The following is a 23,706-nucleotide window of genomic DNA, read 5'->3' as shown; positions in this document are numbered from 1 at the left end:
GCCGCTTGCCAAGGAGCCTGCCATGACCACCCGTTTTGCCCCCACGACGCCCCGCCGTCCCGCCATCACCATCCTGGGTGCCGGCCACATCGGCTTTGCCATGGCCTTGCTGCTGCACGAGGCGGGCGACTATGAACTGACCGTGGCCGACCGGGACGCCGCCCGCCTGGCGCCGGTGGCCGCGATGGGGCTGGCCACGTTGCACATTCCCGGCGATGCGGAACTGGCCGGCGCGCTGCAAGGGCGCTTTGCCGTGCTGAACGCGCTGCCGTTCCATTGCGCCGTGAAGGCGGCCACGCTCTGCGTCCAGGCCCGCGTGCACTACTTTGACCTGACGGAAGACGTGCAAAGCACCCAGGCCATCCGCGCGCTGGCGGCCACGGCGCGCACGGTGCTGATGCCGCAATGCGGGCTGGCCCCCGGCTTCATCGGCATCGTGGGGCACGACCTGGCCCGCCGGTTCGATGCGCTGCACACGCTGCGCATGCGCGTGGGTGCGCTGCCCCGCTACCCGCAAGGGGCGTTGCGCTACAACCTGACGTGGAGCACCGAGGGGTTGATCAACGAATACTGCAACCCCTGCGAAGCCATCGTGGACGGCGTGCGCACCACCGTGCCGCCGCTGGAGGGGCTGGAGACCTTCGCGCTGGACGGCGTGGAATACGAGGTCTTCAACACCTCGGGTGGCCTGGGCACGCTCACCGAAACCCTGGCGGGCCGGGCGCGGCAGGTGGACTACCAGTCCATCCGCTACCCTGGGCACTGCGCCATCCTGAAGCTGCTGCTCAACGACCTGCGCCTGCGCGACCGGCGCGATCTGCTGCGCGACATCCTGGAGGCCGCCATTCCCACCACCGACCAGGACGTCATCGTCGTGTTCGCCACCGCGTCCGGACTGCGCGAGGGGCGGCTGGTGCAGGACTCCTACTCTGCCCGCATCCTGGGCACCCGCGTGGCCGGCCACACCCTGAGCGCCATCCAGCTGACCACGGCGGCGGGCATCTGCACCGCGCTGGACCTGGTGGCCGAGGGCCGCCTGCCGCAGCAGGGTTTTGTGGGGCAGGAGGCGGTGGCGCTGGCGGACTTTCTGGCAAACCGGTTCGGGACGGTGTATGCGGGGCAGCGGCCCGAGCGCACGGGCCTTCCGGCGGCGCGCGAGGTGGCCGCCTGACCTTCCGCCAGTGGGCGGCGCGAAGCCCCCGGCTTACCGCCCCCCGGGCTTTTGCTGGTACATCCCCTCGATGGCCGCCGCAAAGTGGCCCATCAGGTTGTTGCGCTTGAGCTTGAGCGTGGGCGTCATGAACGTGTTTTCAATCGTCCAGGGCGCAAGCGTCAGGTGCACGGTGCGGGGCACGGCATAGCGCGGAAAGCTGGCCGTGTTCTTTTCGATGCGCGCCAGCACGGCGCGGTGCACGCTCGGGTGGTTGAGGCTGGCGGCGTCCTGCGGGTCCAGGCCCAGGTCGGCGGCCAGGCGCTGCCATTCGTCCGCGTTGACCACGGCCACGCAGGCGATGAAGGGGCGGTTCTCGCCCACCACAAAGGCCTGCTCCAGCAGCGGGTCGGCCAGCAGGGCCAGCTCCAGATCGCCGGGCGGCACTTTTTCGCCGGTGGAGGTGACGATGATTTCCTTGATGCGTCCGCGGATGTAGATGCGGCCGCCCACGATGTCGGCCTGATCGCCCGTGCCCAGCCAGCCCTCGGCGTCCACGGTGCGGGCCGTGTCCTCGGGCCGCTTCCAGTAGCCCTTCATCACGATGGGGCCGCGCACCTGCAGCTCGCGGTTCTCGCCAATGCGCACCTCCACGCCCGGCAGCGCCCGGCCCACGCTGGCCGGGTCGTTGTCGTTGAGCGCATTGACCGACACCACGGGTGTGGTCTCCGTCATCCCGTAGCCCTGCACCAGCGGCAGGCCCAGGCCCAGGAAGCACTTGGCAATGGTGGGCGACAGCGGCGCGCCGCCGCTGACCGCCACACGCACCCGCCCGCCAAACTGGGCGAGCAGGGGTTTGGCCACAAGGGCCCGCAGCAAGGGCCAGGGCAGGGCAGCCATCCAGCCGCCGCCGGGTGCGGAAGCGTCCGGCGCCGGCGCGGGCAGGCCCTGCGCGGCGCAAAAGCGCGCCCACCCCTTGGCCTGGGCGGCTTCAAAGAGCTGCATCTTCCAGGGGCTGGGCGAGAGGGTTTCGAGCAGCTTGGCGTGGATGCGCTCGTAAATGCGCGGCACCGACACCAGCACCGTGGGCTGCACGGTCTTCAGGTCTTCCGCCAGCTGGGCCACCGAGCGCGCATACGCCACGCAGCTGCCGGACGCCATGGGCAGGTAGTACCCGCCCGTGCGCTCAAAGGTGTGCGACAACGGCAGGAAGGACAGGAACACGTCGTCCGCCGTGGGCGCAATGCGTTCCAGCACCGCCTTCACGTCGCTGATGACGTTGTGGTGCGTGAGCATCACGCCTTTGGGCTTGCCGGTGGTGCCGGAGGTGTACACGATGGCCGCCAGGTCCTGCGGGCCGGGCGGGGCCGGCAGCGCCACGCCCGTCTGCGCCGCGGCGCCCGCCAGCCATTGCGCCAGCGTGCCCACGGCCGGGCCGTCCTCCGCCGTGGCGGCCGCCGGGGCGGGGACTTCCCCATCCGTTACCACCACGGCCCGCAAGGCCGGGAAGGCGGTGCCCACGGCGCGGATCTTTTCCCACTGCGCGGCGTGCTCGACGATGAGCACCGACGCCTCGCAGTCCGCCAGGATGTAGGCAATGCTGCCGGGGTTGTCGATGGCGTGCAGCGGCACCGGCACGCACCCGGTGGCCAGGGTGGACTGGTCCGCACACAGCGCGTTGAGCCCGTTGGGCAGCAGGATGGCCACGCGCGCCGAGGCGGGCAATTGCAGCGCGGCCAGGGCCTGCGCCCAGGTGTCCACGCGCTGCCGGGCCTGCGCCCAGGTCAACTGGGTCCAGGTCTGCGTGGCGGGGTCGAAGGCCTGGTAGGCCGCGCCATCAGGGGTGCTGGCGGCGCGGAAGGCAAGAAGCTGGGGCAGCGTCTGGACGCTGGCGATGGAATGGGGGGCGGCGGAGGAAAGCGTCATCAGACTCACAAACAGGCGGAGCAGGCCGTGGCGGGCAAGGGCTGGGCGCACGGGCTCCTTCGCGTGCGCCGGCGCATCATATCCAGCAGGGGCGGGCAGAACCGCCGTGGGATTGCGCGCATTGTCAGGAATGGTTTGTTCCTGAATGCGGAATGGCGGCGCCGTGATCGGGGGCTCCGTCTCCTTTGATCTATCGCAAATCCGCGCCGTTTGGGCGCCACGGCGTCCGCGATGCACCCTTTGTTCACACGCCAGATACGCCAGGTCAATCCAGGTTTACACGGAGTTCGTACAGTTGAGCAGACTCCTTTGTGACCGTTGGCTTTTATGCGATCCCTTCACCGATATTTCTGGCTTTACCTTCTGGCCCTGAGCGGGCTCTGGCTTGCCACCGATTTCACCCCGTGGTCCACGGCCCCCAACTTTTTCGCCTGGCGTGCCGTGCTGATGCAGTACGGCGGCGTGCTGGCCATGGGGGTGATGAGCGCAGCCATGGTGCTGGCCGCGCGGCCGGTGGCGGTGGAGCCGCAGCTGGGGGGGCTGGACAAGATGTACCGCCTGCACAAGTGGCTGGGCATTGCGGCGCTGGTCATTTCGCTCAGCCACTGGCTGCTGGCCAAGGCGCCCAAGTGGATGGTGGGCTGGGGGTGGCTGGAGCGTCCGGCCCGCGGGCCCCGCCCGGAGCTGCTGGATGCGCCCGTGCAGCAGTTCTTCCTGAGCCAGCGTGGCTGGGCCGAAGGCGTGGGCGAATGGGCCTTTTATGGCGCGCTGGTGCTGATGGTGCTGGCGCTGATCCAGCGCTTCCCCTACCGGTATTTCTTCAAGACCCACCACCTGATGGCAGTGGCCTACCTGGCCCTGGTGGCGCACTCCGTGTTCCTGCTCCGGTTCGAAGACTGGACGGGCCTGCTCGGCCCCGCCATGGCGGCGTTGATGGCGGCAGGCACGGTTTCCGCGTTGCGGGTGCTGCGCGGCCGCGTGGGGGCCGGGCGCACCGTGGCGGGGCAGGTGGCCGCCCTGCGCCAGCATCCGGCGCTGGACGTGCTGGAGGTGGACGTGCAGTGCGCTGGCCGCTGGCCTGGGCACCAGCCGGGGCAGTTTGCGTTCCTCACGCTGCACGAGGGCGAGGGGCACCATCCGTACACCATTGCCTCGGCCTGGAAGGGACAGGGCACCATCACCTTCGTCATCAAGGCCCTGGGCGACTACACCCGCACCCTGAAAGACCGCGTGCGCGTGGGCGATGCCGTGCGGGTGGAGGGGCCCTACGGCCGCTTCACCTTCGACGGCCCCTGCCGGCGGCAGATCTGGGTGGGCGCGGGCATCGGCATCACGCCGTTCATCGCGCGGCTGCAGGCGCTGGCGGCTGCGCCCGATGGCCGGGCCATTGACCTGTTCCATCCCACCTCCGTGTACGACGAGCACGCCATCGGCCTGCTGGCCCGCGACGCCGAAGCTGCGGGCGTGAAACTGCACGTGCTGTGGAGCGAGCGGGACGGGCTGCTGGACGCGCAGCGGCTGGTGGCGGCGGTGCCCGACTGGGAAGACGCCGACATCTGGTTCTGCGGTCCGGCGCCGTTTGGCGCGGCGCTCAAGAAGGGCCTGCTCGCCCTGGGCATGCCCGAGTCACGCTTTCACCAGGAAGCGTTCCAGATGCGGTGACGGGACGGCCTGGCTGCGTGCGTTCAGGTCGCAGCTTCGAGGCCGTGCGAAAAGTGCTCCTGCATGGCCTGCACGGTTGCCGGGCCATTGCCTGCCAGCATCGCATCCAGGATGCAGCGGTGCTCGCGCAGCGAATCTTCGATGCGCCCCTGCTTGAGCAGCGAGTTGTGGCGGTTGAGCTTCATGACCTTGCGCAGGTCCGCCACCATCTGGCTGCGCCAGCGGTTGTCGGCCATCTCCAGCAGCTGCATGTGAAAGCGCTCGTTGATGGCGAAGAACTTTTCACGGTCGTTCACCGCAGCTTCCAACTCGGCATGCAGGGCCTGCAGGGCCTGGAGCTGGGACGGCGTGGCCCGCTGCGCCACCACGCCCGCCGCGTCGCTCTCCAGCAGCGACAGCAGGTGGTACACGTCGCGCAGGTCTTTTTCACTCATCTCGGTCACATAGGCGCCGCGGCGCACCTTCATCGTGACCAGGCCCTCGGCCGCCAGCACCTTGAGCGCCTCGCGCAAGGGCGTGCGGCTGATGCCAAATTCCTCGGCGATCTTGAGCTCGTCAATCCACGAGCCGGGCTCCAGCTCGCGCCGGAAGATGCGCTGGCGCAACTGCTCAGCCACTTCTTCGTACAGGGCGCGGGGGGTAAGCAGGGGCAGGGCAGACATGGCGGGATTGTAAGGGGTGAGCAATATTTTGAATCAATAATTATGAATGATGTAAACTTCGCACCACAGCCGGTAACCCTTGGTTGCTGATTCCTGCCAACTCCGCACGCCCCACGCCATGAGTGACTCTCCTCGCAACGCTCCGTCTGAATTTGCTCCTTCCACCCTGGAGGCCTGGGCCAAGGCCGCCGCCAAGTCGGCGCCCGGTGGCGACGTGAATGCGCTCAACTGGGTCACGCCCGACGGCATCACCGTCAAGCCTCTCTACACATCGGCAGACACCAAAGACCTGCCTTACGCCGATACGCTGCCCGGCTTCGAGCCCTTCCTGCGCGGCCCCCAGGCCACCATGTACTCTGTGCGGCCCTGGACCATCCGCCAGTACGCCGGCTTTTCCACCGCCGAGGAATCCAACGCCTTCTACCGCAAGGCGCTGGCCGCGGGCGGGCAGGGCGTTTCGGTGGCGTTTGACCTGGCCACCCACCGGGGCTATGACTCGGACCACCCCCGCGTGACGGGCGACGTGGGCAAGGCCGGCGTGGCGATTGACTCGGTGGAGGACATGAAGATCCTCTTCAACGAGATCCCGCTCGACAAGGTGTCTGTTTCCATGACCATGAACGGTGCCGTGCTGCCCGTGCTGGCCGGCTACGTGGTGGCCGCCGAAGAGCAGGGCGTGTCGCAAGACAAGCTCTCCGGAACCATTCAGAACGACATTCTGAAAGAGTTCATGGTGCGCAACACCTACATCTACCCGCCCAAGCCGAGCATGCGCATCATCGGCGACATCATCGAGTACACGAGCAAGAACATGCCCAAGTTCAACTCGATCTCGATCAGCGGCTACCACATGCAGGAGGCCGGGGCCAACCAGGCGCTGGAGCTGGCCTTCACCCTGGCCGACGGCAAGGAATACGTGAAGACTGCCATCGCCAAGGGCATGGACGTGGACGACTTTGCCGGGCGCCTCTCCTTCTTCTGGGCCATCGGCATGAACTTCTACCTGGAAGTCGCCAAGATGCGCGCCGCGCGCCTCTTGTGGTGCCGCATCATGAAGGGCTTCAACGCCAAGAACCCCAAGAGCCTGATGCTGCGCACGCACTGCCAGACTTCGGGCTGGAGCTTGACCGAGCAGGACCCCTACAACAACGTGGTGCGCACCACCATCGAAGCCATGGCGGCCGTGTTTGGCGGCACGCAATCGCTGCACACTAACGCGCTCGATGAAGCCATTGCGCTGCCCACCGAGTTCAGCGCCCGCATTGCGCGCAACACGCAGCTCATCATCCAGGAAGAGACCCACATCACCAACGTGATCGACCCCTGGGCCGGCAGCTACATGATGGAAAAGCTGACGCAGGACATGATGGACGCCGCCTGGAAGATCATCGAAGAGGTCGAAGCCATGGGCGGCATGACCCAGGCCGTGGACAGCGGCTGGGCCAAGCTAAAGATCGAAGCCGCTGCCGCCGAGAAGCAGGCGCGCATCGACAGCGGCAAGGACGTGATCGTCGGCGTCAACAAATACAAGCTGGCCAAGGAAGACAAGGTCGATATCCTGGAAATCGACAACGTGAAGGTGCGCGACGGCCAGATTGCCCGCCTGCAGGAAATCCGGGCAAAACGCGATGCAGCCAAGGTGCAGCAAGCGCTGGATGCTCTCACTTCTGCAGCAGAGTCAGGCCAGGGCAACCTGCTCGACCTCTCCATCCAGGCCATCCGCCTGCGCGCCACGGTGGGCGAGGTGTCTGATGCGCTCGAGAAGGTTTTTGGGCGCCATCGCGCCGATACGCAAAAGGTGACCGGTGTGTACGCAGCTGCCTATGACTCGGCCGAAGGCTGGGAAAAACTCAAGACCGAAATCAACGCCTTTGCCGAGAGCCAAGGCCGCCGCCCCCGGGTGATGATCGCCAAGCTGGGGCAGGACGGCCACGACCGGGGTGCCAAGGTGGTGGCCACCGCCTTTGCCGACCTGGGGTTTGACGTGGACATGGGCCCGCTGTTCCAGACCCCCGAAGAATGCGCCCGCCAGGCCATTGAAAACGACGTGCACGCCGTGGGCGTGAGCACCCTGGCCGCGGGCCACAAGACACTGGTGCCCGCGATCATTGCCGAGCTGAAGAAGCAGGGCGCGGACGACATCATCGTGTTCGTGGGTGGCGTGATCCCGGCGCAGGATTACGACTTCTTGTACGAAGCGGGCGTGAAGGGCGTCTATGGCCCCGGCACCCCCATCCCGGCCAGCGCCAAGGATGTGCTGGAGCAGATTCGCAAGGCCGTGGCAGCGTGACATCACTCTTTGCCACAACCCCCACCGTTCGGGCTGAGCCTGTCGAAGCCAGGGCGCGGGTCTGCGCAGGCCTTCGACAAGCTCAGGCTGAACGGGCTGGGATGCTCTGGGTATTTACCCAAATCAACGCCTGAAGCATGCGCCCGTTTTACGTCTACATCCTGCACTGTGCCGACGGCTCTTACTACGTCGGCCACACCGATGACATGGTGCTGCGCATGCAGCAGCATGAAAACGGTGAAGTGGGCTATACCTCACTGCGCAAGCCTGTTGAGCTTCTTTGGCAGGGCGAGTTTGAAACCCGAGAAGGTGCGTTAGCTTTTGAGCTTCAAGTCAAAGGTTGGTCAAGGGCCAAGAAGGAAGCTTTGATGGCGGGTGATTGGGAGCGAGTTCAGGAACTAGCCCATTCGCATGGGAAAACCACCAGTACGCCCTGGCTTCGACAGGCTCAGCCCGAACGGTCCGGGGAAGGCGGTCCAAGCGTGCCCCCTCCCGTTCAGCCTGAGCCTGTCGAAGGCCGGATCAAGCTCGTTCAAACTCTCCTGCAAGGGATCACAGGCCAACCCGGCCCCATCCAGCGCCGCGCCATGGCCAAAGCCATCACGCTGCTGGAATCCACCCGCGCCGACCACCGCGCGCAGGCGGACGAGTTGCTCACGGCGCTGCTGCCCCACACGGGCAAGGCGTTTCGCCTGGGCATCAGCGGCGTGCCCGGCGTGGGCAAGTCCACCTTCATCGAGGCGCTGGGCCTGTACCTGATCGGGCAGGGCCACCGCGTGGCGGTGCTGGCGGTGGACCCTTCCAGCACCGTGTCGGGCGGCTCCATCCTGGGCGACAAGACGCGCATGGAGCACCTCTCGGTGCATGAGAAGGCCTATATCCGCCCCAGCCCCAGCAGCGGCACGCTGGGCGGCGTGGCCGAGAAAACGCGCGAGGCATTGCTGGTGTGCGAAGCCGCGGGCTACGACGTGGTCATCATCGAGACCGTGGGCGTGGGCCAGTCAGAGACCGCCGTGGCAGGCATGACGGACATGTTCGTGCTCATGCAGCTGCCCAACGCAGGCGACGACCTGCAGGCCATCAAGAAGGGCGTGATGGAGATTGCCGACCTGGTGGTCATCAACAAGGCCGACATCGACAAGAACGCCGCCACGCGGGCCGAGGCGCAGATCACCTCCAGCCTGCGCCTGCTGAGCCAGCACGGCAACCCCGAACACGCCCACCACAACGCCACCCAGTGGCACCCCAAGGTCGTGCAGATCAGCGCGCTGCTGGGGCAGGGCGTGGACAGCTTCTGGGCCGCGGTCAGCGAGTACCAAAGGCTGCAGACCGCCAACGGCCGCCTGGCCCAGCGCCGCGAGAAGCAGGCCCTGGCCTGGATGTGGGAGCGCATCGAGGCCGGCCTCAAGCTCGCGTTCCGCCAGCACCCGCAGGTGCGCGCGCTGCTGCCGCAGCTGCAGGCCGACGTGGTGGCGGGGCGCATCGCCGCATCCACTGCAGCAAGAAACCTGCTGCTGGCGCAATCAGGAAAAGCGCAGGTAGCTATTGAATAGATAGCAAATTCATTCCCACGAGACAGCATTTCACCGAAGGACGACCATGCAAGACATCCTGGACCAACTGGAGAAAAAGCGCGAACTTGCCCGCCTGGGCGGGGGACAAAAGCGCATCGACGCCCAGCACAAGAAGGGCAAGCTCACTGCACGCGAGCGCATCGAGCTGCTGCTGGACGACGGCACTTTTGAAGAATGGGACATGTTCGTGGAGCACCGCTGCACGGACTTCGGCATGCAGGACAACAAGGTGCCCGGCGACGGCGTGGTCACCGGCTACGGCATGATCAACGGCCGCCTGGTCTTCGTCTTCAGCCAGGACTTCACCGTGTTCGGCGGCGCCTTGAGCGAAACGCACGCCGAGAAGATCTGCAAGATCATGGACCAGGCCATGAAGGTCGGCGCACCGGTGATCGGCCTCAACGACTCGGGCGGCGCCCGCATCCAGGAAGGCGTGGCGTCCCTGGGCGGCTATGCCGACGTGTTCCAGAAGAACGTGCTGGCCAGCGGCGTGGTGCCGCAGATCAGCATGATCATGGGCCCGAGCGCCGGCGGCGCCGTGTACTCGCCCGCCATGACGGACTTCATCTTCATGGTCAAGGACAGCAGCTACATGTTCGTGACCGGCCCCGAGGTGGTGAAGACCGTGACGCACGAGGAAGTGACGGCCGAGGAGCTGGGCGGCGCCATCACCCACACCACGAAGAGCGGCGTGGCCGACATGGCGTTCGAGAACGACGTGGAGGCGCTGATGATGCTGCGCCGCCTGTACAACTACCTGCCGCTCAACAACCGCGAGAAGGCCCCCGTGCGCAAGAGCAACGACCCGGCCGACCGCATGGACCTGAGCCTGGACACGCTGGTGCCCGACAACCCCAACAAGCCCTACGACATGAAGGAGCTGATCCTCAAGACCGTGGACGACGGGGATTTCTTCGAGCTGCAGCCTGAATACGCCAAGAACATCCTGATCGGCTTTGCCCGCATGGAAGGCCAGACCGTGGGCATCGTGGCCAACCAGCCGCTGGTGCTGGCAGGGTGCCTGGACATCAAGAGTTCCATCAAGGCCGCGCGCTTTGTGCGCTTTTGCGATGCGTTCAACATCCCCGTGGTCACGTTTGTGGACGTGCCCGGCTTCATGCCCGGCACCAGCCAGGAGTACGGCGGCATCATCAAGCACGGCGCCAAGCTGCTCTACGCCTACGCAGAGTGCACTGTGCCCAAGATCACCGTCATCACCCGCAAGGCCTACGGCGGCGCGTACGACGTGATGGCCAGCAAGCACCTGCGCGGCGACGTGAACCTTGCCTGGCCCAACGCCGAAATCGCGGTGATGGGCGCCAAGGGCGCGGTGGAGATCATCTTCCGTGAAGACAAGAACGACCCCGCCAAGCTGGCCGCCCGCGAGGCCGAGTACAAGGCCCGCTTTGCCAACCCCTTCGTGGCCGGCGCGCGCGGCTTCATCGACGACGTGATCCTGCCGCACGAAACCCGCAAGCGCATCTGCCGCTCGCTGGTGATGCTGCAGAACAAGAAGATCGAGAACCCCTGGCGCAAGCACGGGAACATCCCACTCTGAGCGGACGCGGAGAACAACAACATGTTTACGAAAATCCTGATTGCCAACCGCGGTGAGATTGCTTGCCGCGTCATCGCCACCGCCCGCAAGATGGGCATCAAGACCGTCGCCGTCTATTCCGACGCCGACAAGGAAGCCCGCCACGTCAAGCTGGCCGATGAGGCCGTCAACATCGGCCCCGCACCCAGCCGAGAGAGCTATCTGCAGGCCGAGAAGATCATTGCCGCCTGCAAGCAGACGGGCGCGCAGGCCATCCACCCCGGCTACGGCTTTCTGAGCGAAAACGAGGCCTTTGCTCAGCGCTGCGAAGACGAAGGCATTGCCTTCATAGGCCCCAAGGCGCACTCGATTGCTGCCATGGGCGACAAGATCGCTTCGAAGAAGCTGGCCAACGAAGCCAAGGTCAACACCATCCCCGGCTACAACGACGCGATTGCAGGCCCTGAACAGGCGGTGGAGATTGCCAAGGGCATCGGCTACCCCGTGATGATCAAGGCCTCGGCCGGCGGCGGCGGCAAGGGCCTGCGTGTGGCCTACAACGACAAGGAAGCGTTCGAGGGCTTTGCCAGCTGCCAGAACGAGGCGCGCAACAGCTTTGGCGACGACCGCATCTTCATCGAGAAGTTTGTGCAGGAGCCGCGCCACATCGAGATCCAGATCCTGGGCGACAGCCACGGCAACGTGATCTACCTGAACGAGCGCGAATGCTCCATTCAGCGCCGTCACCAGAAGGTGATTGAAGAGGCGCCCAGCCCCTTCATCAGCGACGCCACCCGCAAGGCCATGGGCGAACAAGCCGTGGCCCTGGCCAAGGCCGTGAAGTACCAGAGCGCCGGCACGGTGGAATTCGTGGTGGGCAAGGACCAGGACTTCTACTTCCTGGAGATGAACACCCGCCTGCAGGTGGAGCACCCGGTGACGGAATGCATCACCGGCCTGGACCTGGTGGAGCTGATGATCCGCGTGGCGGCGGGCGAGAAGCTGCCCCTCACGCAAGCCGATGTGAAACGCGAGGGCTGGGCCATCGAATGCCGCATCAACGCGGAAGACCCGTTCCGCAACTTCCTGCCGTCCACCGGGCGCCTGGTGCGCTTTCAGCCGCCGGAGGAGACGATGTTCCAGTCCGACACCAGCAAGAAGCTGGGCGTGCGGGTGGACACGGGCGTGTACGAAGGCGGCGAGATCCCCATGTACTACGACTCGATGATCGCCAAGCTCATCGTGCACGGCACGGATCGCAACGACGCCATCGCCAAGATGCGCGCGGCGCTCAACGGCTTTGTGATCCGCGGCATCAGCAGCAACATCCCGTTCCAGGCGGCGCTGCTGGCGCATCCCAAGTTCGTGTCGGGCCAGTTCAACACCGGCTTCATTGCCGAGCACTACGGCAAGGGCTTTGCGGCCGAAGACGTGCCGCACGACGATCCGCTGTTCCTGGTGGCCCTGGCCGCGTTCATGAACCGCCGCTACCGCGCCCGGGCCTCGGGCATCAGCGGGCAGCTGGCCGGGCATGAGGTGAAGGTGGGCGAGCAGTTCGTGGTGGTCACGCTGGGCGCCGAAGGGCAGAACCAGCACCACGAGGTGACGGTGTCTGACTTTGAAGACAAATCGGGCTCCAGCGCAGTCACGGTGGGCGGCAGAAGCTATCAAATCAGTAGCAACGCCACCCTGGGCCAGATCCGCGTGCAGGGCGCTTGCAACGGCCAGGGCTTCACGGCCCAGGTGGAGCGCGGCGCGGGCAAGAACCCGCTGGCCCTGCGCATCCAGCACAACGGCACGCAGATCGAGGCCATGGTGCTCTCGCCCCTGGGGGCGCGGTTGCACCAGCTGATGCCGTACAAGGCGCCGCCCGACCTGTCCAGGTTCCTGCTCTCGCCCATGCCCGGCCTGCTGGTGGATGTGGCGGTGCAGCCCGGCCAGAAGGTGCAGGCCGGCGAAAAGCTGGCCGTGATCGAAGCCATGAAGATGGAGAACATCCTCTTCGCCGCGCAAGACGGCGTGGTGGGCAAGATCGTCGCCGGCAAGGGCGAGTCGCTGGCGGTGGACCAGGTAATTCTGGAATTCCAGTGAAGCCAAGGCCCGTCCCCCCGTGGCCGCACCGTTGCCTTCCGCACGCCCGGTAGTCCCCACGGCAGACGGGCCGACGGGGCGCAACGCCCCGTGGCCGCTGCTGCGGTGCTTTTGCGCCGCGACGGGCGCCGTGCTGCTGGCGGACGGGCTGGCCCTGATGGCCCTGGGCTATTTCTCGGTGGGCGTAACGGTGCCGGCCGCGCTGGGCGCCGCGGGCAGTCTGCTGGCCTGGCGCTGGCACGCCGTGCAGGCCTGGCTGGGCCGGGCTGCGCCACGGCGCAGGTTGTGGCGCATGGGCTGGGGACTGTTTCTGCTCTGGGCGCTCAGCGTTGCCGCCTTCTGGGCGGTGCTGGCACGCCAGATGGGCGGCCACGGCCCTGCTGCCATCCGCCCGGCGCCGCAAGCCATCCTGGTGCTGGGCAGCGGCACGTCGCAGGGGCAGCCGTCGCCGGCCTTGCGCGAACGGCTGGACAAGGCCCGCGAAGTGGCCCTGGCCTACCCGCAAGCCTGGGTGGTGGTGTCTGGCGGCGTGGACTTTGGCGAAACGCTGAGCGAAGGCCAGGTGATGGGCAATTACCTGCGGGCGCAGGGCCTGGACGCCCGCCGCATCCTGCAGGAAGAGCGCAGCACCAGTACCGAGCTGAACCTGCGCTACAGCCTGCCCGTGCTGCAAGCCCAGGGGCTGGGGCCGGATGCCGCCGTGGCCCTGGTCACCAGCGACTTCCACACCGTCCGCGCGCAGCGCATCGCCCGCAAGGCGGGCTACACCCGGACGGTACCGGTGGCGGCCCCCACGCCGCTGTACATCCGCTACAACGCCTGGCTGCGCGAGTACTTTGCGTTTGCGGCTGGCTGGGTGCTGAACGAGTTGTAGGCCCCTCCGACGGCCCGCGCGCCGGGCCGCATTTCCAACCTCTTTTTCTATCGACCAACACCATGAGCACCCCACGTCCTTTCAAAGTCCTCGGTATCCAGCAAGTCGCCATCGGCGGCACCGACAAGCAGCGCATGAAAACCCTGTGGGTGGACATGCTCGGCCTCACGCAGACCGGCACGTTCCAGAGCGAGCGCGAGAACGTCGACGAGGACATCCTCGCCATGGGGCAGGGCGCCTTCAAGGTCGAGGTGGACATCATGCAGCCGCTGGACATCGACAAGAAGCCCGCCGTGCACACCACGCCGCTCAACCACATCGGCCTGTGGATCGACGACCTGCCCAAGGCGGTGGAATGGCTCACCGCGCAGGGCGTGCGCTTTGCCCCCGGGGGCATCCGCAAAGGCGCTGCGGGCTACGACATCACCTTCCTGCACCCCAAGAGCAACGACGAGTTCCCGATTGCGGGCGAGGGCGTGCTGATCGAACTGGTGCAGGCGCCGGCGGACGTCGTTGCCGCCCTGGGCTGAACGGGCAACGAAGGAGCGGCACGATGGCAGCCATGGCGCCGGCCGAACTGGAACGTTACCTGCACGAGCACATTCCGCTGTCGCACGCCATGGCGGTGGAAGTGGTGTCCGCGGACCCTGCCGGCGTGCTGCTGCGCGCGCCGCTGGCGCCCAACATCAACCACCGGGACACGGTGTTTGGCGGCAGCGCGTCGGCGCTGGCCATCCTGGCGGCCTGGTCCTTGCTGCACCAGCGGCTGCGGGCCGAGGGGCTGGACTGCCGCCTGGTGATCCAGCGCAACACCATGGAATACGAGCAGCCCATCGCCGGGGCCTTCCAGGCCCGCTCGGAACTGCTGGAGCCGCAGCTGTGGCCGCGCTTCACGCAGATGCTCGAGCGCCGGGGCAAGGCGCGTATCGCGGTGGCATCGGTCCTGAGTGGAGACGACGGACTCCCTGCGGGCCGCTTGGTGGGTGAGTTCGTGGCGCTGAACACCCGCAGGGTGGACTGACGCCAACGCCCGCCCCGCCGCACTGCCATAACTTCCGGCACACGCCAGCACGGATGGGCGCGGGATGGGCGCCGTAGCCCGCCAAAGCAGTCCAGATGCCGGCACCGCCCGCGCCGTGCGCGCAAACGCACGCAACGTCGCCCATCAGCGCCGATCCTGGGCGCGAAATGGCGGTTGTTCCGCGCGGAAAAGGCGGGGAAAAGATTGGCAGTTTTTGTGACCCCTGGATGCACCTTTGCGCGCATTTGTGTTTGAGAATGCGCGCTTTCTCCGCCCGCCACGCCCTCGCGGTGTGGCGTGATTTGTACCTCCGTCCCTGCCGCCGTGCCCGCCATGGCGCCAGGGACTGCCGATGAAGGACCGGACCCATATGGAAACTGCCGCCACCGCGATTGCCCCCCAGCCCGTGCAAGTGCACCCCCGCCCCAGCCTGCCTGCCGCACAAGGCCCCTGGAGCGTGGAAGCCATCCAGGCGCTGCTGGACAAGCCCCTGCTGGACCTGCTGTTCCAGGCCCAGACCGTGCACCGCGCCCATTGGCCCGCCGGCGACATCGAGCTGGCCACGCTGCTGTCGGTGAAGACCGGCGGCTGCCCCGAGAACTGCGGCTACTGCCCGCAGTCCTCTGAATTCGACACCGGCGTGCAGGCCCAGAAGCTCCTGAGCGTGGAAGAGGTGACGGCCGCCGCGCAGGCCGCCAAGGACGCGGGCGCCACGCGCTTTTGCATGGGCGCCGCCTGGCGCGCCCCGAAGGACCGCGACATTGAAAAGGTAAGCGCGCTGATTGGCGCCGTGAAGGGCCTGGGCCTGCAGACCTGCGCCACCCTGGGCATGCTGGAGCCGCACCAGGCGCAGCACCTGAAGGCCGCGGGCCTGGACTATTACAACCACAACCTGGATACGGCTCCCGAGTACTACACCGATGTGGTGAGCACCCGCCAGTACCAGGACCGGCTGGACACCCTGCAGGCCGTGCGCGCTGCCGGCATCAGCGTCTGCTGCGGCGGCATCGTGGGCATGGGCGAGGCGCCCGTGCACCGCGCGGGCCTCCTTGCCCAGCTGGCCAACCTGCAGCCGTACCCGGAATCGGTGCCCATCAACAGCCTGGTGCGCGTGCCCGGCACGCCGCTGGCGGACAGCGAACCCATCGACCCGCTGGACTTCGTGCGCGTGATCGCCGTGGCCCGCATCACCATGCCCAAGGCGCGCGTGCGGCTGTCCGCCGGGCGCCAGCAGCTGGGCGAAGCGGTGCAGGCGCTGTGCTTTCTGGCCGGCGCGAACTCCATCTTCTACGGCGACAAGCTGCTGGTCACCGGCAACCCCGATGTGCAGGCCGACGTGCAGCTGCTGGCCAAGCTGGGCCTGCACGGCCACCGCACCGAGGTGGCCGGGGAGGGCGGGGCGCCGCAGGGCTGCGGCACGGCCTGCGGCTGATCCGCCAAGTCAGGCCGCCGGGCTGGCACCTGCGCCTTCGCCGGGCTCCGCCTCGGTGGCCAGGTCCTGGGCCATGCGCTGGCGCTGGGCGTGCAGCGCGTGCTCGCTGTCCGCGAACTCCTGCGCAATGCGGCGGAACTCCTCCGACAGCGCGAGGAAGGCGTCCACCATGTCGGGGTCGAAGTGGCTGCCGCGGCCGTCGCGGATGATCTCGACGGCGTCCTCATGCGTGAAGGCGGGCTTGTACACGCGCTCGGAGATCAGCGCGTCGTACACGTCGGCCACCGCCATCAGCCGCGCCGACAGCGGGATCATGTTGCCCACCAGGCCCTCGGGGTAGCCCGATCCGTCCCATTTTTCCTGGTGGCTGTAGGCGATCTCCTTGGCGTAGCGGAAGAATGGGTTGTCGTGCGTGGTGTGGCTCTCGGCGGCGACGATGGCGTCGCGCCCCAGCGTGGTGTGGGTCTTCATGACCTCGAATTCCTCGGGCGTGAGCTTGCCGGGCTTGAGCAGGATGCGGTCCGGAATGCCCACCTTGCCGATGTCGTGCAGTGGCGCCGACTTGAAGATCACCTGGATCGCCTCCTCCGTCAGCTCGTCGCGGAACCGCGGGTGGTCCTGCAGCTTGCGCGCCAGCGTTTCCACATAGTGCTGGGTGCGCCGGATGTGGTTGCCGGTCTCGTTGTCGCGCGTTTCGGCCAGCGACGCCATGGCGCGGATGGTGGCGTCCTGCAGTTCGGCCAGGGCGCGCGTGCGGTCGAGCACCTCCTGCTCCAGAAACTGCTTTTGCCGGGCCAGCACGTCGCGGGCGCGTTTGACCTGCAGGTGGTTGCGCACCCGCGCCAGCGTGATGGCCGGGTTGATGGGCTTGGTGATGTAGTCCACCGCGCCCAGTTCCAGCCCCACGGTCTCGTCGTCGGCGGCGCTCATGGCGGTCAGGAAGATCACCGGCACGTCCTCGGTCTCGGGGTTGAACTGCAGCCGGCGCAACACCTCGTAGCCGTCCATGTCCGGCATCATGATGTCCAGCAGGATCAGGTCGGGCTTTTCGGCGGCCACGATCTGCAGGGCGCGCTCGCCGCTGGGCGCCAGCTTGACCTTGTAGTCCGGCCGCAGCAGATCGCTCATCAGCGACAGGTTGGCAGGGGTGTCGTCCACCACCAGCACGGTGCATTTACCGCTCGGTTCCAGAGGGTTGGTGTTCATGGGCAGGGTTCTCCTTGGAGGGCGTATCGGGCGCGGGCGCGCTGTGCAGCACGGCCAGGGCGTCGGTGAAGAGGTAGTTGTCCAGCGCGCGCTGCATGTCGCCATAGGCTGTGGGCCCCAGCAGCGCGGCCAGTGCCGGGCCGGCTTCCTTGAACAGTTCCACGGCATCCGAGTCGTCGTCCGCCAGCAGGGCGGCCAGGCGCTGCAGCAGGGCGCGGTCTGCCGCGTCCGCCACGCGGACGGGTGCGCCAGCGGGCAGGGGCGCCGGCCCCGCAGGCGGGGGCAGGGCCGCGGCCAGGGCCTGGCACAGCGCCCGGTTGGCAGCCTCCACGGGGCGCAGCAGGGCTTCCAGCTCGCCACGGCCCTCGGGCCTGGCCAGGGCCTGCTCCGCGGCCTGGGCCAGTGCCGCCAGGGCGTGGGCCCCGACCGTGCCCGCAGCGCCCTTGAGGGTGTGCAGCGTGCGCTGCGCCGCCTGCGCCTGCCCCGCGGCCAGCTGGGTGCGCGCGAGCGGCACCGCGTCGGCCTGGCCCGCCGCAAAGGTGCGCAGCAGGGCCTCGTAGGCCGCGCGCCGGCCCAGCACGCGGCGCAATCCGGCGGCGGTGTCCAGGCCCTTGATGCGGGACAGCGGACCGTCCCCGGCGTCCGCCGGCTGCCGGGGCGGTTGCGCAGGCGGCGGCGGGACGGGCTGCGGGGGAGCCTCCCCGGGTGGGCGGGGGCGCACCCATTGCAGCAGCGCGGCAAACAGCGTGTCGGGGTCGATCGGCTTGGCGATGTGCCCGTTCATGCCGGCGGCCAGGCATTGCTCGCGGTCGCTTCCCATGGCGTTGGCGGTCATGGCCAGCACGGGCAGGTCGGCCCAGGCGGGGTTCTGGCGCAGCTGGCGCGTGGCCGTGAGTCCGTCCATCACCGGCATCTGCATGTCCATGAGCACGATGTCGTACCGGGCCTGGGCCAGCCGGTCGAGTGCGGCCTGGCCGTTGTCCGCCACGTCCACCGCCAGCCCGGCACTCTCCAGCAGTTCCCGTCCCACTTGCTGGTTCAGGTCGTTGTCGTCCACCAGCAGCACCTTGGCGCCGTGCAGCGGGGCCAGCCATCCGGGCAGCGGCGCCGTGCGTGCCCGGCCGGCCGCTGCCGGGGCGTCTCCGCCCAGGGCGCGCAGCGCGGCATCAAAGAGCTGCGACGGGCTTACGGGCTTGGTCAGCACCAGCTGGATGCCCGCGCGGGCCAGCGCGTCGTACACATCGTTGTGGCCGTGGGCCGTGACGATGACGGGGCGGGGCGGGTGGGGCAGCAGCGCCAGCTGGCGGGCGGTCTCGAAGCCGTCCATGCCGGGCATCTTCCAGTCCAGAAAGGCAATTTCGCACGGCCGTCCCGCCGCATCGGCAGCCCGGGCCAGGTCCACCCCCTGCGCGCCGGAGCTGGCCAGCGTGACCGAAAAGCTCATGCTGGAGAGCAGCTCGGCCAGGATCTGGCGCGCCTGCTCGTTGTCGTCCACCACCAGCACGCGGCGCCCCCGCAGGTCGGGCTCGGGCAGCAGGGGCCGGGGCGCGGCACCGCCCAGCCCCAGGCGCGCCGTGAACCAGAAGGTGCTGCCGCGGCCCGGGGCGCTGCGCACGCCCACCGTGCCGCCCATCAGCTGGGCCAGCTGCTTGGAGATGGCCAGGCCCAGGCCGGTGCCGCCGTATTTGCGCGTGGTGGAGGTGTCGGCCTGCTCGAACGAACGGAACAGGCGCGACTGCTGCTCCTCGCTCAGGCCGATGCCCGTGTCCTGCACCTCGAAGCGGAGGGTCACGTCCTGCGCGTCGCGCGCCACTTCGCGCACGCGCAGAATGATCTCCCCCGTGTCGGTGAACTTCACCGCGTTGTTGGCGTAGTTGACGAGGATCTGCCCCAGCCGCAGCGGGTCGCCCCGCAGGGAGGAGGGCAGGTGCGGGTCCACGTCGAACATCAGCTCCAGCCCCTTGCTGGCGCATTTCTCGCCGAGCAGGTTGGCCACGTTGTCCAGCACCGCGTGCAGGTCGAAATCGACGGTTTCCACCTCCAGCTTGCCGGCCTCGATCTTGCCGAAATCCAGGATGTCGTTGATCAGACCCAGCAGGTGCTGGCCGGAGCGCTGGATCTTCTCGACGTAGTCGCGCTGGCGCGGCGTGAGGTCGGTGGCCAGGGCCAGGTGGCTCATGCCGATGACGGCGTTCATGGGCGTGCGGATCTCGTGGCTCATGTTGGCCAGGAAATCGGACTTCATGCGCGAGGCGTCCTCGGCCTTGGCCTGGGCGACCACCAGCTCATCCTCGTGCGCGCGCAGCGCCGCATTGGCCTGCTGCAGCTGCTCGGTGCGCTGGGCGACGCGGGCTTCCAGGGCCTCTTCGTTGCGCTTGAGGGCTTCCACCAGCTCGGCCTGCGCATCCAGCGCCAGGGCGTTGGCCTTTTCGCGCTGCAGGAACTGCCGCGCCATGGCAAATGCGAGCAGGAAGGTCAGCACGGCCTGGAACGCCGTGAGTCCCGTGGTGAGCAGGGTCTGGTGCTTGACTTCCTCGTTGCGCCGGTCGCCCAGCAGGGCCGAGTTGCGCGAGGCCTGCAGCGAAAGCTCCTGCACCGTGTCGCGCAGCTGGTTCAGTTCGGCGCGCAGCAGCCGCATGTTGGTGCGGCTGGAGGCCGGGTCCACGCTCTGGCCGAAGTAGCTGTCGCCCGCCGCCACAAATTTCTGCAGCGCCTGCAGGGCCGTGCCGTAGATCGGCTCGTCCTGCATGAGCGTGCGCGCCGTGCCGGTCTCCAGCGCGCTGAAACGGCTCAGGAACAGGTCGTAGCGCAGTTCCAGCCGGTCCATGGGCAGGCTGGCCGGGTCCTGGTCGAACTGGTAGAGCGCGTGGTCCAGCTTTTCATATTCCACGTTCAGCTGCAGGAAAGACCACAGGGCATTCACGTCGCCGCGGCGCATGACGGCTTCGACACTGCGGTACTGGTGGTATTGCACGCCCGCAATGGCCACGTACGCCAGCACCAGGCCGGCGATGATGAGCTGCAGAAGGTGCTTGCCGCGGTGCATGGCGCGTTGCAGTGGGGCGGAGGCAGGCCGTGGGCGGCGCGTTCAGCGGATCTGCAGCAGGTGCAGCTGCCATGCCGCGCGGTTGTAGTACAGCTCGCTGCGCAGCTCGGCCTTGGTGTCGAACGGGTACACGATGAACAGCGGGCCTTTTTCGCGCACCCGCATGGGGCGGCCGTTCATGAGGCGGGCCACGATCACATCGTGGCGCGTGGCGTCCTCCACCGGGATTTCCGTCTTGTAATCGTTCAGCGCCACGGCGGTGATGGTTTTCCCCTGGGCGCCGACGGCGGCCAGCACATCGCGAAGCAGCGGTCCCGTGAAGGTGACGGCGCTGGGGTACCACGGGGTCTGGGTGGAAAAGCTGTGCTGCGGCAGCTTTTCCAGCATCGCCATGTCGAACTGGGCGCGCGCACCCTGGTTGGCGTGGCGGATGGCGCCCTCGACGGTCAGCACCACCGGGCCGGTGGGCGCCTCAAGGGCATGGCTGACGGAGAGGCAGAACACCGCCGCGGCAGCGGCCGCCACGGTGGTGCAGCGGCGCGCCAGGCGATGCCTTGCGGGAAGACATGTGTGCATTCCGACCCTCCTGTTGTTGAGGCACAGTCTTACCGACGCTGGCGTGGGCTGTAAAGGCCTTTGTAGCCGGGGGCCCGGTGGCCGAGTAAGCAAGTGAAGTTGTCCGCAATCGGATTCCGGGCGCTTGATAGCGACGGGAATTTAGCCGGTTGGCGTGGATTAATACCACACCGGCGGATGAGAAGCTACACCAGACAAGCCAAGCTTAAACCAGATCAGTGGGGCAACGGTCTTTCCGGTGCATTGCAACTTCTCTTCTCAACAGAGAACGGACACGCTCTTCGGACAAGCTTTGAAAAAAGAATACTCCGCAAATTTCATTATTCATTAGAGGGAAGAAAGAGGCAGAAAAAAGATCTTGTATTTTGGTTCCTCGCCGAGGATAAAAAACTATTCCCAAACTATCAAGAACATTGGCCATCGTAGGAACATGTCGTAGGGGCGAAATGCTAGACCGCCTCCTAGTGTTAACAATTGTGAAATGTGAGACAACTCTGTTGACAATGATGGGCCACCTGGCAGAATTTTCGTCACGACAGACTTCGTTTTTTGTCGGTATTGCGCTTGTTGGGGACATGGTCTGGCGTCCCGTCTTGCCGTTATTTAGTAAATTTTTGATGAAATTAGCACGTTTTGCGAAGGAAAGATGAATGATTTTTGAATTCCTTAAAAGGACACCTTCGCGTGTGACTCTGGCTATATTTTCTGGCTTTTCGCTGGCATCCTTTTCTTCTATGGGTCAAGCGGCAGATTGCGTGAATGGAGCAATCATCACTGCGGCCACGACCTGCACTGTCCCTGCAGGAATGAACATTATGAGTTTCACCGTCGATGGCGGCGGTGGGGGAGCGGGTGGCTACAGCGCCGGAAGTGACGTATCGGGCAAAGGCGGCAATGGTACGGCCGGTTCACGAGTGACCGGACTCTTGCAAGTCGTCCCATCCAATCCCGTCAATATCGAGATTGGCTTGGCCGGTACGCCAGGGTTGGACAATATTGGCGGCCAAACTGGAGGACAAGGAGGAGTTGGCGCAGGCAACGGCGGGAACGGTGGCGGTCAGGAGGACCCTTCTGGATTCGGAGGGGGGGGCGGAGGGGGGGGGGGAGCCTCCGCACTTCACGTAGTAGGCGTTGGGGGGTGGGTACGCGCCGGAGGGGGCGGCGGGGGCGGCGGCGGAGGGAGCCTTGAGGGTGGGGTTGGCCACTTGAATGGAGGTGCGTCAACGATCGGTACAGCCGGAATTTTTAGTGCAAATGCTGGCGTTCCCGACCTCTGTGTAAACGCTGCGCCTGGTGGCGCGGGCGAAAACGTAGATATAGTGACCTTGGACGGCGGCGGCGGCGGCGGCGGGGGAGGAACATTCAGCGGTGCACCTTCGGTTGGATTCCACGCGCCAGCCGGAAGTCAGTTCGGCAGTGGCCAAAGTTCCCAAGGCGGACACATCGGAGATTCTTGCACTTCGGGTCGAGCTGAAGGAGTAGTTTATCTCGAAGGCGGGAGCAGCGGGACGGGCGGCGTTAACCCCTCAACTGCTCTCAGTCCGAGCACACCTATTAGCGCAAAGGGTGGACAGGTGGCATTGAGTTTTGCGTTTGATCCAGCTCGGACTGCTGAAGTCACAGCGATCACAGAGAACAACGTTACCGTCGTCGGTCCTTCTTCGAAACCCCCGGGATATGACGTGACTGGATATTCAGTCACCTGCCAAAGCGAAACCGGTGGAACTCCAGTCAGCGGCGGCATCAGCGGCTCAACTCCGCTCGTCTCGCCTTACACAATTAATATGCACCTGCCAAACGGCCATGCTTGGTCGTGTCAGGCGGTGGCCATCGTTGCAAATCTGGTCACTGGCGATGCTGTGAATACCATACCGGTTCCGAGAACAATCGTTCCTGCGGCTCCGTCCGCAGCACCCATACCAACCATAAATGAATGGGGTGCACTCCTACTTTCAGCGATCATTTGGATATTCGGGGTATCTAAAATTCGACGGCGCGTGCCCCCCAAAGAGTGATAATTTTCAAGAGGAGATCGCTTCATTAATGTAGCTGCTTAGATCCATTTGAGATCAATTTGAAGGTGGAGCACTATATAGTGCCGGTCGACGAATATTATTTCTAACTATGATTACCGCTTGACTTTGCATGGCCGGTATTCGCTTGCCTGAGCAAGCTTGCCGGTCAGAGTAGCTCGCCATAGAGGAGACTACACCGATGGACCGCCGTGGACGCTCCGCCACCAAATTGCAGATCCCCGACGCCAATCGCGCTGAGCTCAAGGCTCTGCTGCGTGTGCGCAAAGCGCCCGAGGACGAGAGGTTGGCATGCGAATCGTGCTCGGTTGCGCGGCTGGAGAGTCGGGACTGAGATTTACGAGAGTTTGGGCATGACAGTGCAAACCATCGCAAAGCGGCGTTGGAGCTAACAGGCGTACCGCCCGAGTCCACAATCTTGGACAACCGGGTTGAATCTGTCCAAAAATTTGGACATCCACTTGGCCCGTGCCGAAGTCGCACTACGCAACTATGTCGCACAGGTACGGCTTAGATTCAGCTTTAGCGTACAACTTTCCTATCCTTTTAGCGTACAAGTTTGCTTAGATACTCGGTAGCGGGCATCTGGATGCCGACTTGCACATTTGATATTTAACATAATATAC

Annotated in this window: 17 protein-coding genes and 1 pseudogene; 13 read left to right on the top strand and 5 right to left on the bottom strand. The window is 66.1% G+C overall.

The features are described 5' to 3' along the window. Positions 1-22 precede the first annotated feature (22 nt). Positions 23-1,171, top strand: a complete 1,149-nt coding sequence (locus ACOYR3_RS12715; protein ID WP_422842743.1) for a saccharopine dehydrogenase family protein — start codon at positions 23-25, stop codon at positions 1,169-1,171. Positions 1,172-1,204: 33 nt separating this feature from the next. Here ACOYR3_RS12715 and ACOYR3_RS12710 read toward each other — a convergent pair whose 3' ends face one another. Further along, positions 1,205-3,076: an AMP-dependent synthetase/ligase gene (locus tag ACOYR3_RS12710; RefSeq protein WP_422842742.1), complete on the bottom strand. Its 1,872-nt coding sequence runs from the start codon at positions 3,074-3,076 to the stop codon at positions 1,205-1,207. Between the two features lie 327 nt (positions 3,077-3,403). On the opposite strand from ACOYR3_RS12710, the gene ACOYR3_RS12705 reads away from it, so the two are divergent. After that, complete coding sequence (locus ACOYR3_RS12705; RefSeq protein WP_422842741.1) at positions 3,404-4,738, top strand: ferredoxin reductase family protein; 1,335 nt, start codon at positions 3,404-3,406, stop codon at positions 4,736-4,738. A gap of 23 nt (positions 4,739-4,761) precedes the next feature. On the opposite strand, the gene ACOYR3_RS12700 is transcribed toward ACOYR3_RS12705, so the two are convergent. Continuing rightward, positions 4,762-5,400, bottom strand: coding sequence for a GntR family transcriptional regulator (locus ACOYR3_RS12700; protein WP_422842740.1), 639 nt, complete (start codon positions 5,398-5,400; stop codon positions 4,762-4,764). A 118-nt stretch (positions 5,401-5,518) separates the two neighbouring features. Here ACOYR3_RS12700 and scpA point away from each other — a divergent pair, with 118 nt between their 5' ends. From scpA to bioB, 9 genes and pseudogenes are all read left to right on the top strand, one after another. Further along, positions 5,519-7,690: a methylmalonyl-CoA mutase gene (gene scpA, locus ACOYR3_RS12695; RefSeq protein ID WP_422842739.1), complete on the top strand. Its 2,172-nt coding sequence runs from the start codon at positions 5,519-5,521 to the stop codon at positions 7,688-7,690. 137 nt (positions 7,691-7,827) lie between these two features. After that, positions 7,828-7,989: pseudogene (locus tag ACOYR3_RS12690) on the top strand (GIY-YIG nuclease family protein); the annotation flags it as partial. Positions 7,990-8,277: 288 nt separating this feature from the next. Next, positions 8,278-9,243: a methylmalonyl Co-A mutase-associated GTPase MeaB gene (gene meaB / locus ACOYR3_RS12685; protein WP_422846581.1), complete on the top strand. Its 966-nt coding sequence runs from the start codon at positions 8,278-8,280 to the stop codon at positions 9,241-9,243. A 46-nt stretch (positions 9,244-9,289) separates the two neighbouring features. Further along, positions 9,290-10,822: an acyl-CoA carboxylase subunit beta gene (locus ACOYR3_RS12680; protein WP_422842738.1), complete on the top strand. Its 1,533-nt coding sequence runs from the start codon at positions 9,290-9,292 to the stop codon at positions 10,820-10,822. Positions 10,823-10,843: 21 nt separating this feature from the next. Beyond that, the gene (gene accC / locus ACOYR3_RS12675; protein WP_422842737.1) at positions 10,844-12,892 is read left to right on the top strand and encodes an acetyl-CoA carboxylase biotin carboxylase subunit; all 2,049 of its coding nucleotides are present in this window, start codon (positions 10,844-10,846) and stop codon (positions 12,890-12,892) included. Positions 12,893-12,923: 31 nt separating this feature from the next. Next, complete coding sequence (locus ACOYR3_RS12670) at positions 12,924-13,766, top strand: YdcF family protein (RefSeq protein WP_422842736.1); 843 nt, start codon at positions 12,924-12,926, stop codon at positions 13,764-13,766. A 62-nt stretch (positions 13,767-13,828) separates the two neighbouring features. Then, positions 13,829-14,296 (top strand): VOC family protein, encoded by a 468-nt coding sequence (locus tag ACOYR3_RS12665; RefSeq protein WP_422842735.1) that lies wholly within the window; start codon positions 13,829-13,831, stop codon positions 14,294-14,296. Positions 14,297-14,319: 23 nt separating this feature from the next. Next, on the top strand, positions 14,320-14,787 hold the full coding sequence (locus ACOYR3_RS12660) for a YiiD C-terminal domain-containing protein (protein WP_422842734.1): 468 nt from the start codon (positions 14,320-14,322) through the stop codon (positions 14,785-14,787). Positions 14,788-15,157: 370 nt separating this feature from the next. Beyond that, positions 15,158-16,219: a biotin synthase BioB gene (gene bioB, locus ACOYR3_RS12655; protein ID WP_422842733.1), complete on the top strand. Its 1,062-nt coding sequence runs from the start codon at positions 15,158-15,160 to the stop codon at positions 16,217-16,219. Positions 16,220-16,228: 9 nt separating this feature from the next. Here bioB and ACOYR3_RS12650 read toward each other — a convergent pair whose 3' ends face one another. The 3 genes from ACOYR3_RS12650 to ACOYR3_RS12640 are packed head-to-tail and all read right to left on the bottom strand — an operon-like array spanning position 16,229 to position 21,047. After that, positions 16,229-17,425 (bottom strand): response regulator, encoded by a 1,197-nt coding sequence (locus ACOYR3_RS12650; RefSeq protein ID WP_422842732.1) that lies wholly within the window; start codon positions 17,423-17,425, stop codon positions 16,229-16,231. Next, positions 17,394-20,471 carry a response regulator gene (locus ACOYR3_RS12645; RefSeq protein ID WP_422842731.1) on the bottom strand — a complete coding sequence of 1,026 codons (3,078 nt, stop codon included), beginning with the start codon at positions 20,469-20,471 and terminating at the stop codon, positions 17,394-17,396. Before ACOYR3_RS12645 ends, ACOYR3_RS12650 begins: the two co-directional genes overlap by 32 nt. A gap of 42 nt (positions 20,472-20,513) precedes the next feature. Further along, positions 20,514-21,047 carry a molybdopterin-dependent oxidoreductase gene (locus ACOYR3_RS12640; protein WP_422842730.1) on the bottom strand — a complete coding sequence of 178 codons (534 nt, stop codon included), beginning with the start codon at positions 21,045-21,047 and terminating at the stop codon, positions 20,514-20,516. A gap of 177 nt (positions 21,048-21,224) precedes the next feature. On the opposite strand from ACOYR3_RS12640, the gene ACOYR3_RS12635 reads away from it, so the two are divergent. Further along, positions 21,225-21,473, top strand: coding sequence for a hypothetical protein (locus ACOYR3_RS12635; protein ID WP_422842729.1), 249 nt, complete (start codon positions 21,225-21,227; stop codon positions 21,471-21,473). Positions 21,474-21,697: 224 nt separating this feature from the next. Then, complete coding sequence (locus ACOYR3_RS12630) at positions 21,698-23,062, top strand: IPTL-CTERM sorting domain-containing protein (protein WP_422842728.1); 1,365 nt, start codon at positions 21,698-21,700, stop codon at positions 23,060-23,062. Positions 23,063-23,706: the final 644 nt, after the last annotated feature.

This window comes from Acidovorax sp. M2(2025), assembly GCF_049330835.1.
Classification (GTDB): Bacteria; Pseudomonadota; Gammaproteobacteria; order Burkholderiales; family Burkholderiaceae_C; genus Acidovorax.
Note: the sequence above shows the minus strand (reverse complement) of the source record. Positions and strands in the feature narration are given on the sequence as shown.

Coding starts and splice junctions, on each gene's coding strand:
- ACOYR3_RS12715 (WP_422842743.1), top strand. CDS start 23: ATGACCACCCGTTTTGCCCCCACGACGCCCCGCCGTCCCGCCATCACC.
- ACOYR3_RS12710 (WP_422842742.1), bottom strand. CDS start 3,076: ATGACGCTTTCCTCCGCCGCCCCCCATTCCATCGCCAGCGTCCAGACG.
- ACOYR3_RS12705 (WP_422842741.1), top strand. CDS start 3,404: ATGCGATCCCTTCACCGATATTTCTGGCTTTACCTTCTGGCCCTGAGC.
- ACOYR3_RS12700 (WP_422842740.1), bottom strand. CDS start 5,400: ATGTCTGCCCTGCCCCTGCTTACCCCCCGCGCCCTGTACGAAGAAGTG.
- scpA (WP_422842739.1), top strand. CDS start 5,519: ATGAGTGACTCTCCTCGCAACGCTCCGTCTGAATTTGCTCCTTCCACC.
- meaB (WP_422846581.1), top strand. CDS start 8,278: ATGGCCAAAGCCATCACGCTGCTGGAATCCACCCGCGCCGACCACCGC.
- ACOYR3_RS12680 (WP_422842738.1), top strand. CDS start 9,290: ATGCAAGACATCCTGGACCAACTGGAGAAAAAGCGCGAACTTGCCCGC.
- accC (WP_422842737.1), top strand. CDS start 10,844: ATGTTTACGAAAATCCTGATTGCCAACCGCGGTGAGATTGCTTGCCGC.
- ACOYR3_RS12665 (WP_422842735.1), top strand. CDS start 13,829: ATGAGCACCCCACGTCCTTTCAAAGTCCTCGGTATCCAGCAAGTCGCC.
- ACOYR3_RS12660 (WP_422842734.1), top strand. CDS start 14,320: ATGGCAGCCATGGCGCCGGCCGAACTGGAACGTTACCTGCACGAGCAC.
- bioB (WP_422842733.1), top strand. CDS start 15,158: ATGGAAACTGCCGCCACCGCGATTGCCCCCCAGCCCGTGCAAGTGCAC.
- ACOYR3_RS12650 (WP_422842732.1), bottom strand. CDS start 17,425: ATGAACACCAACCCTCTGGAACCGAGCGGTAAATGCACCGTGCTGGTG.
- ACOYR3_RS12645 (WP_422842731.1), bottom strand. CDS start 20,471: ATGCACCGCGGCAAGCACCTTCTGCAGCTCATCATCGCCGGCCTGGTG.
- ACOYR3_RS12640 (WP_422842730.1), bottom strand. CDS start 21,047: ATGCACACATGTCTTCCCGCAAGGCATCGCCTGGCGCGCCGCTGCACC.
- ACOYR3_RS12635 (WP_422842729.1), top strand. CDS start 21,225: ATGAGAAGCTACACCAGACAAGCCAAGCTTAAACCAGATCAGTGGGGC.
- ACOYR3_RS12630 (WP_422842728.1), top strand. CDS start 21,698: ATGATTTTTGAATTCCTTAAAAGGACACCTTCGCGTGTGACTCTGGCT.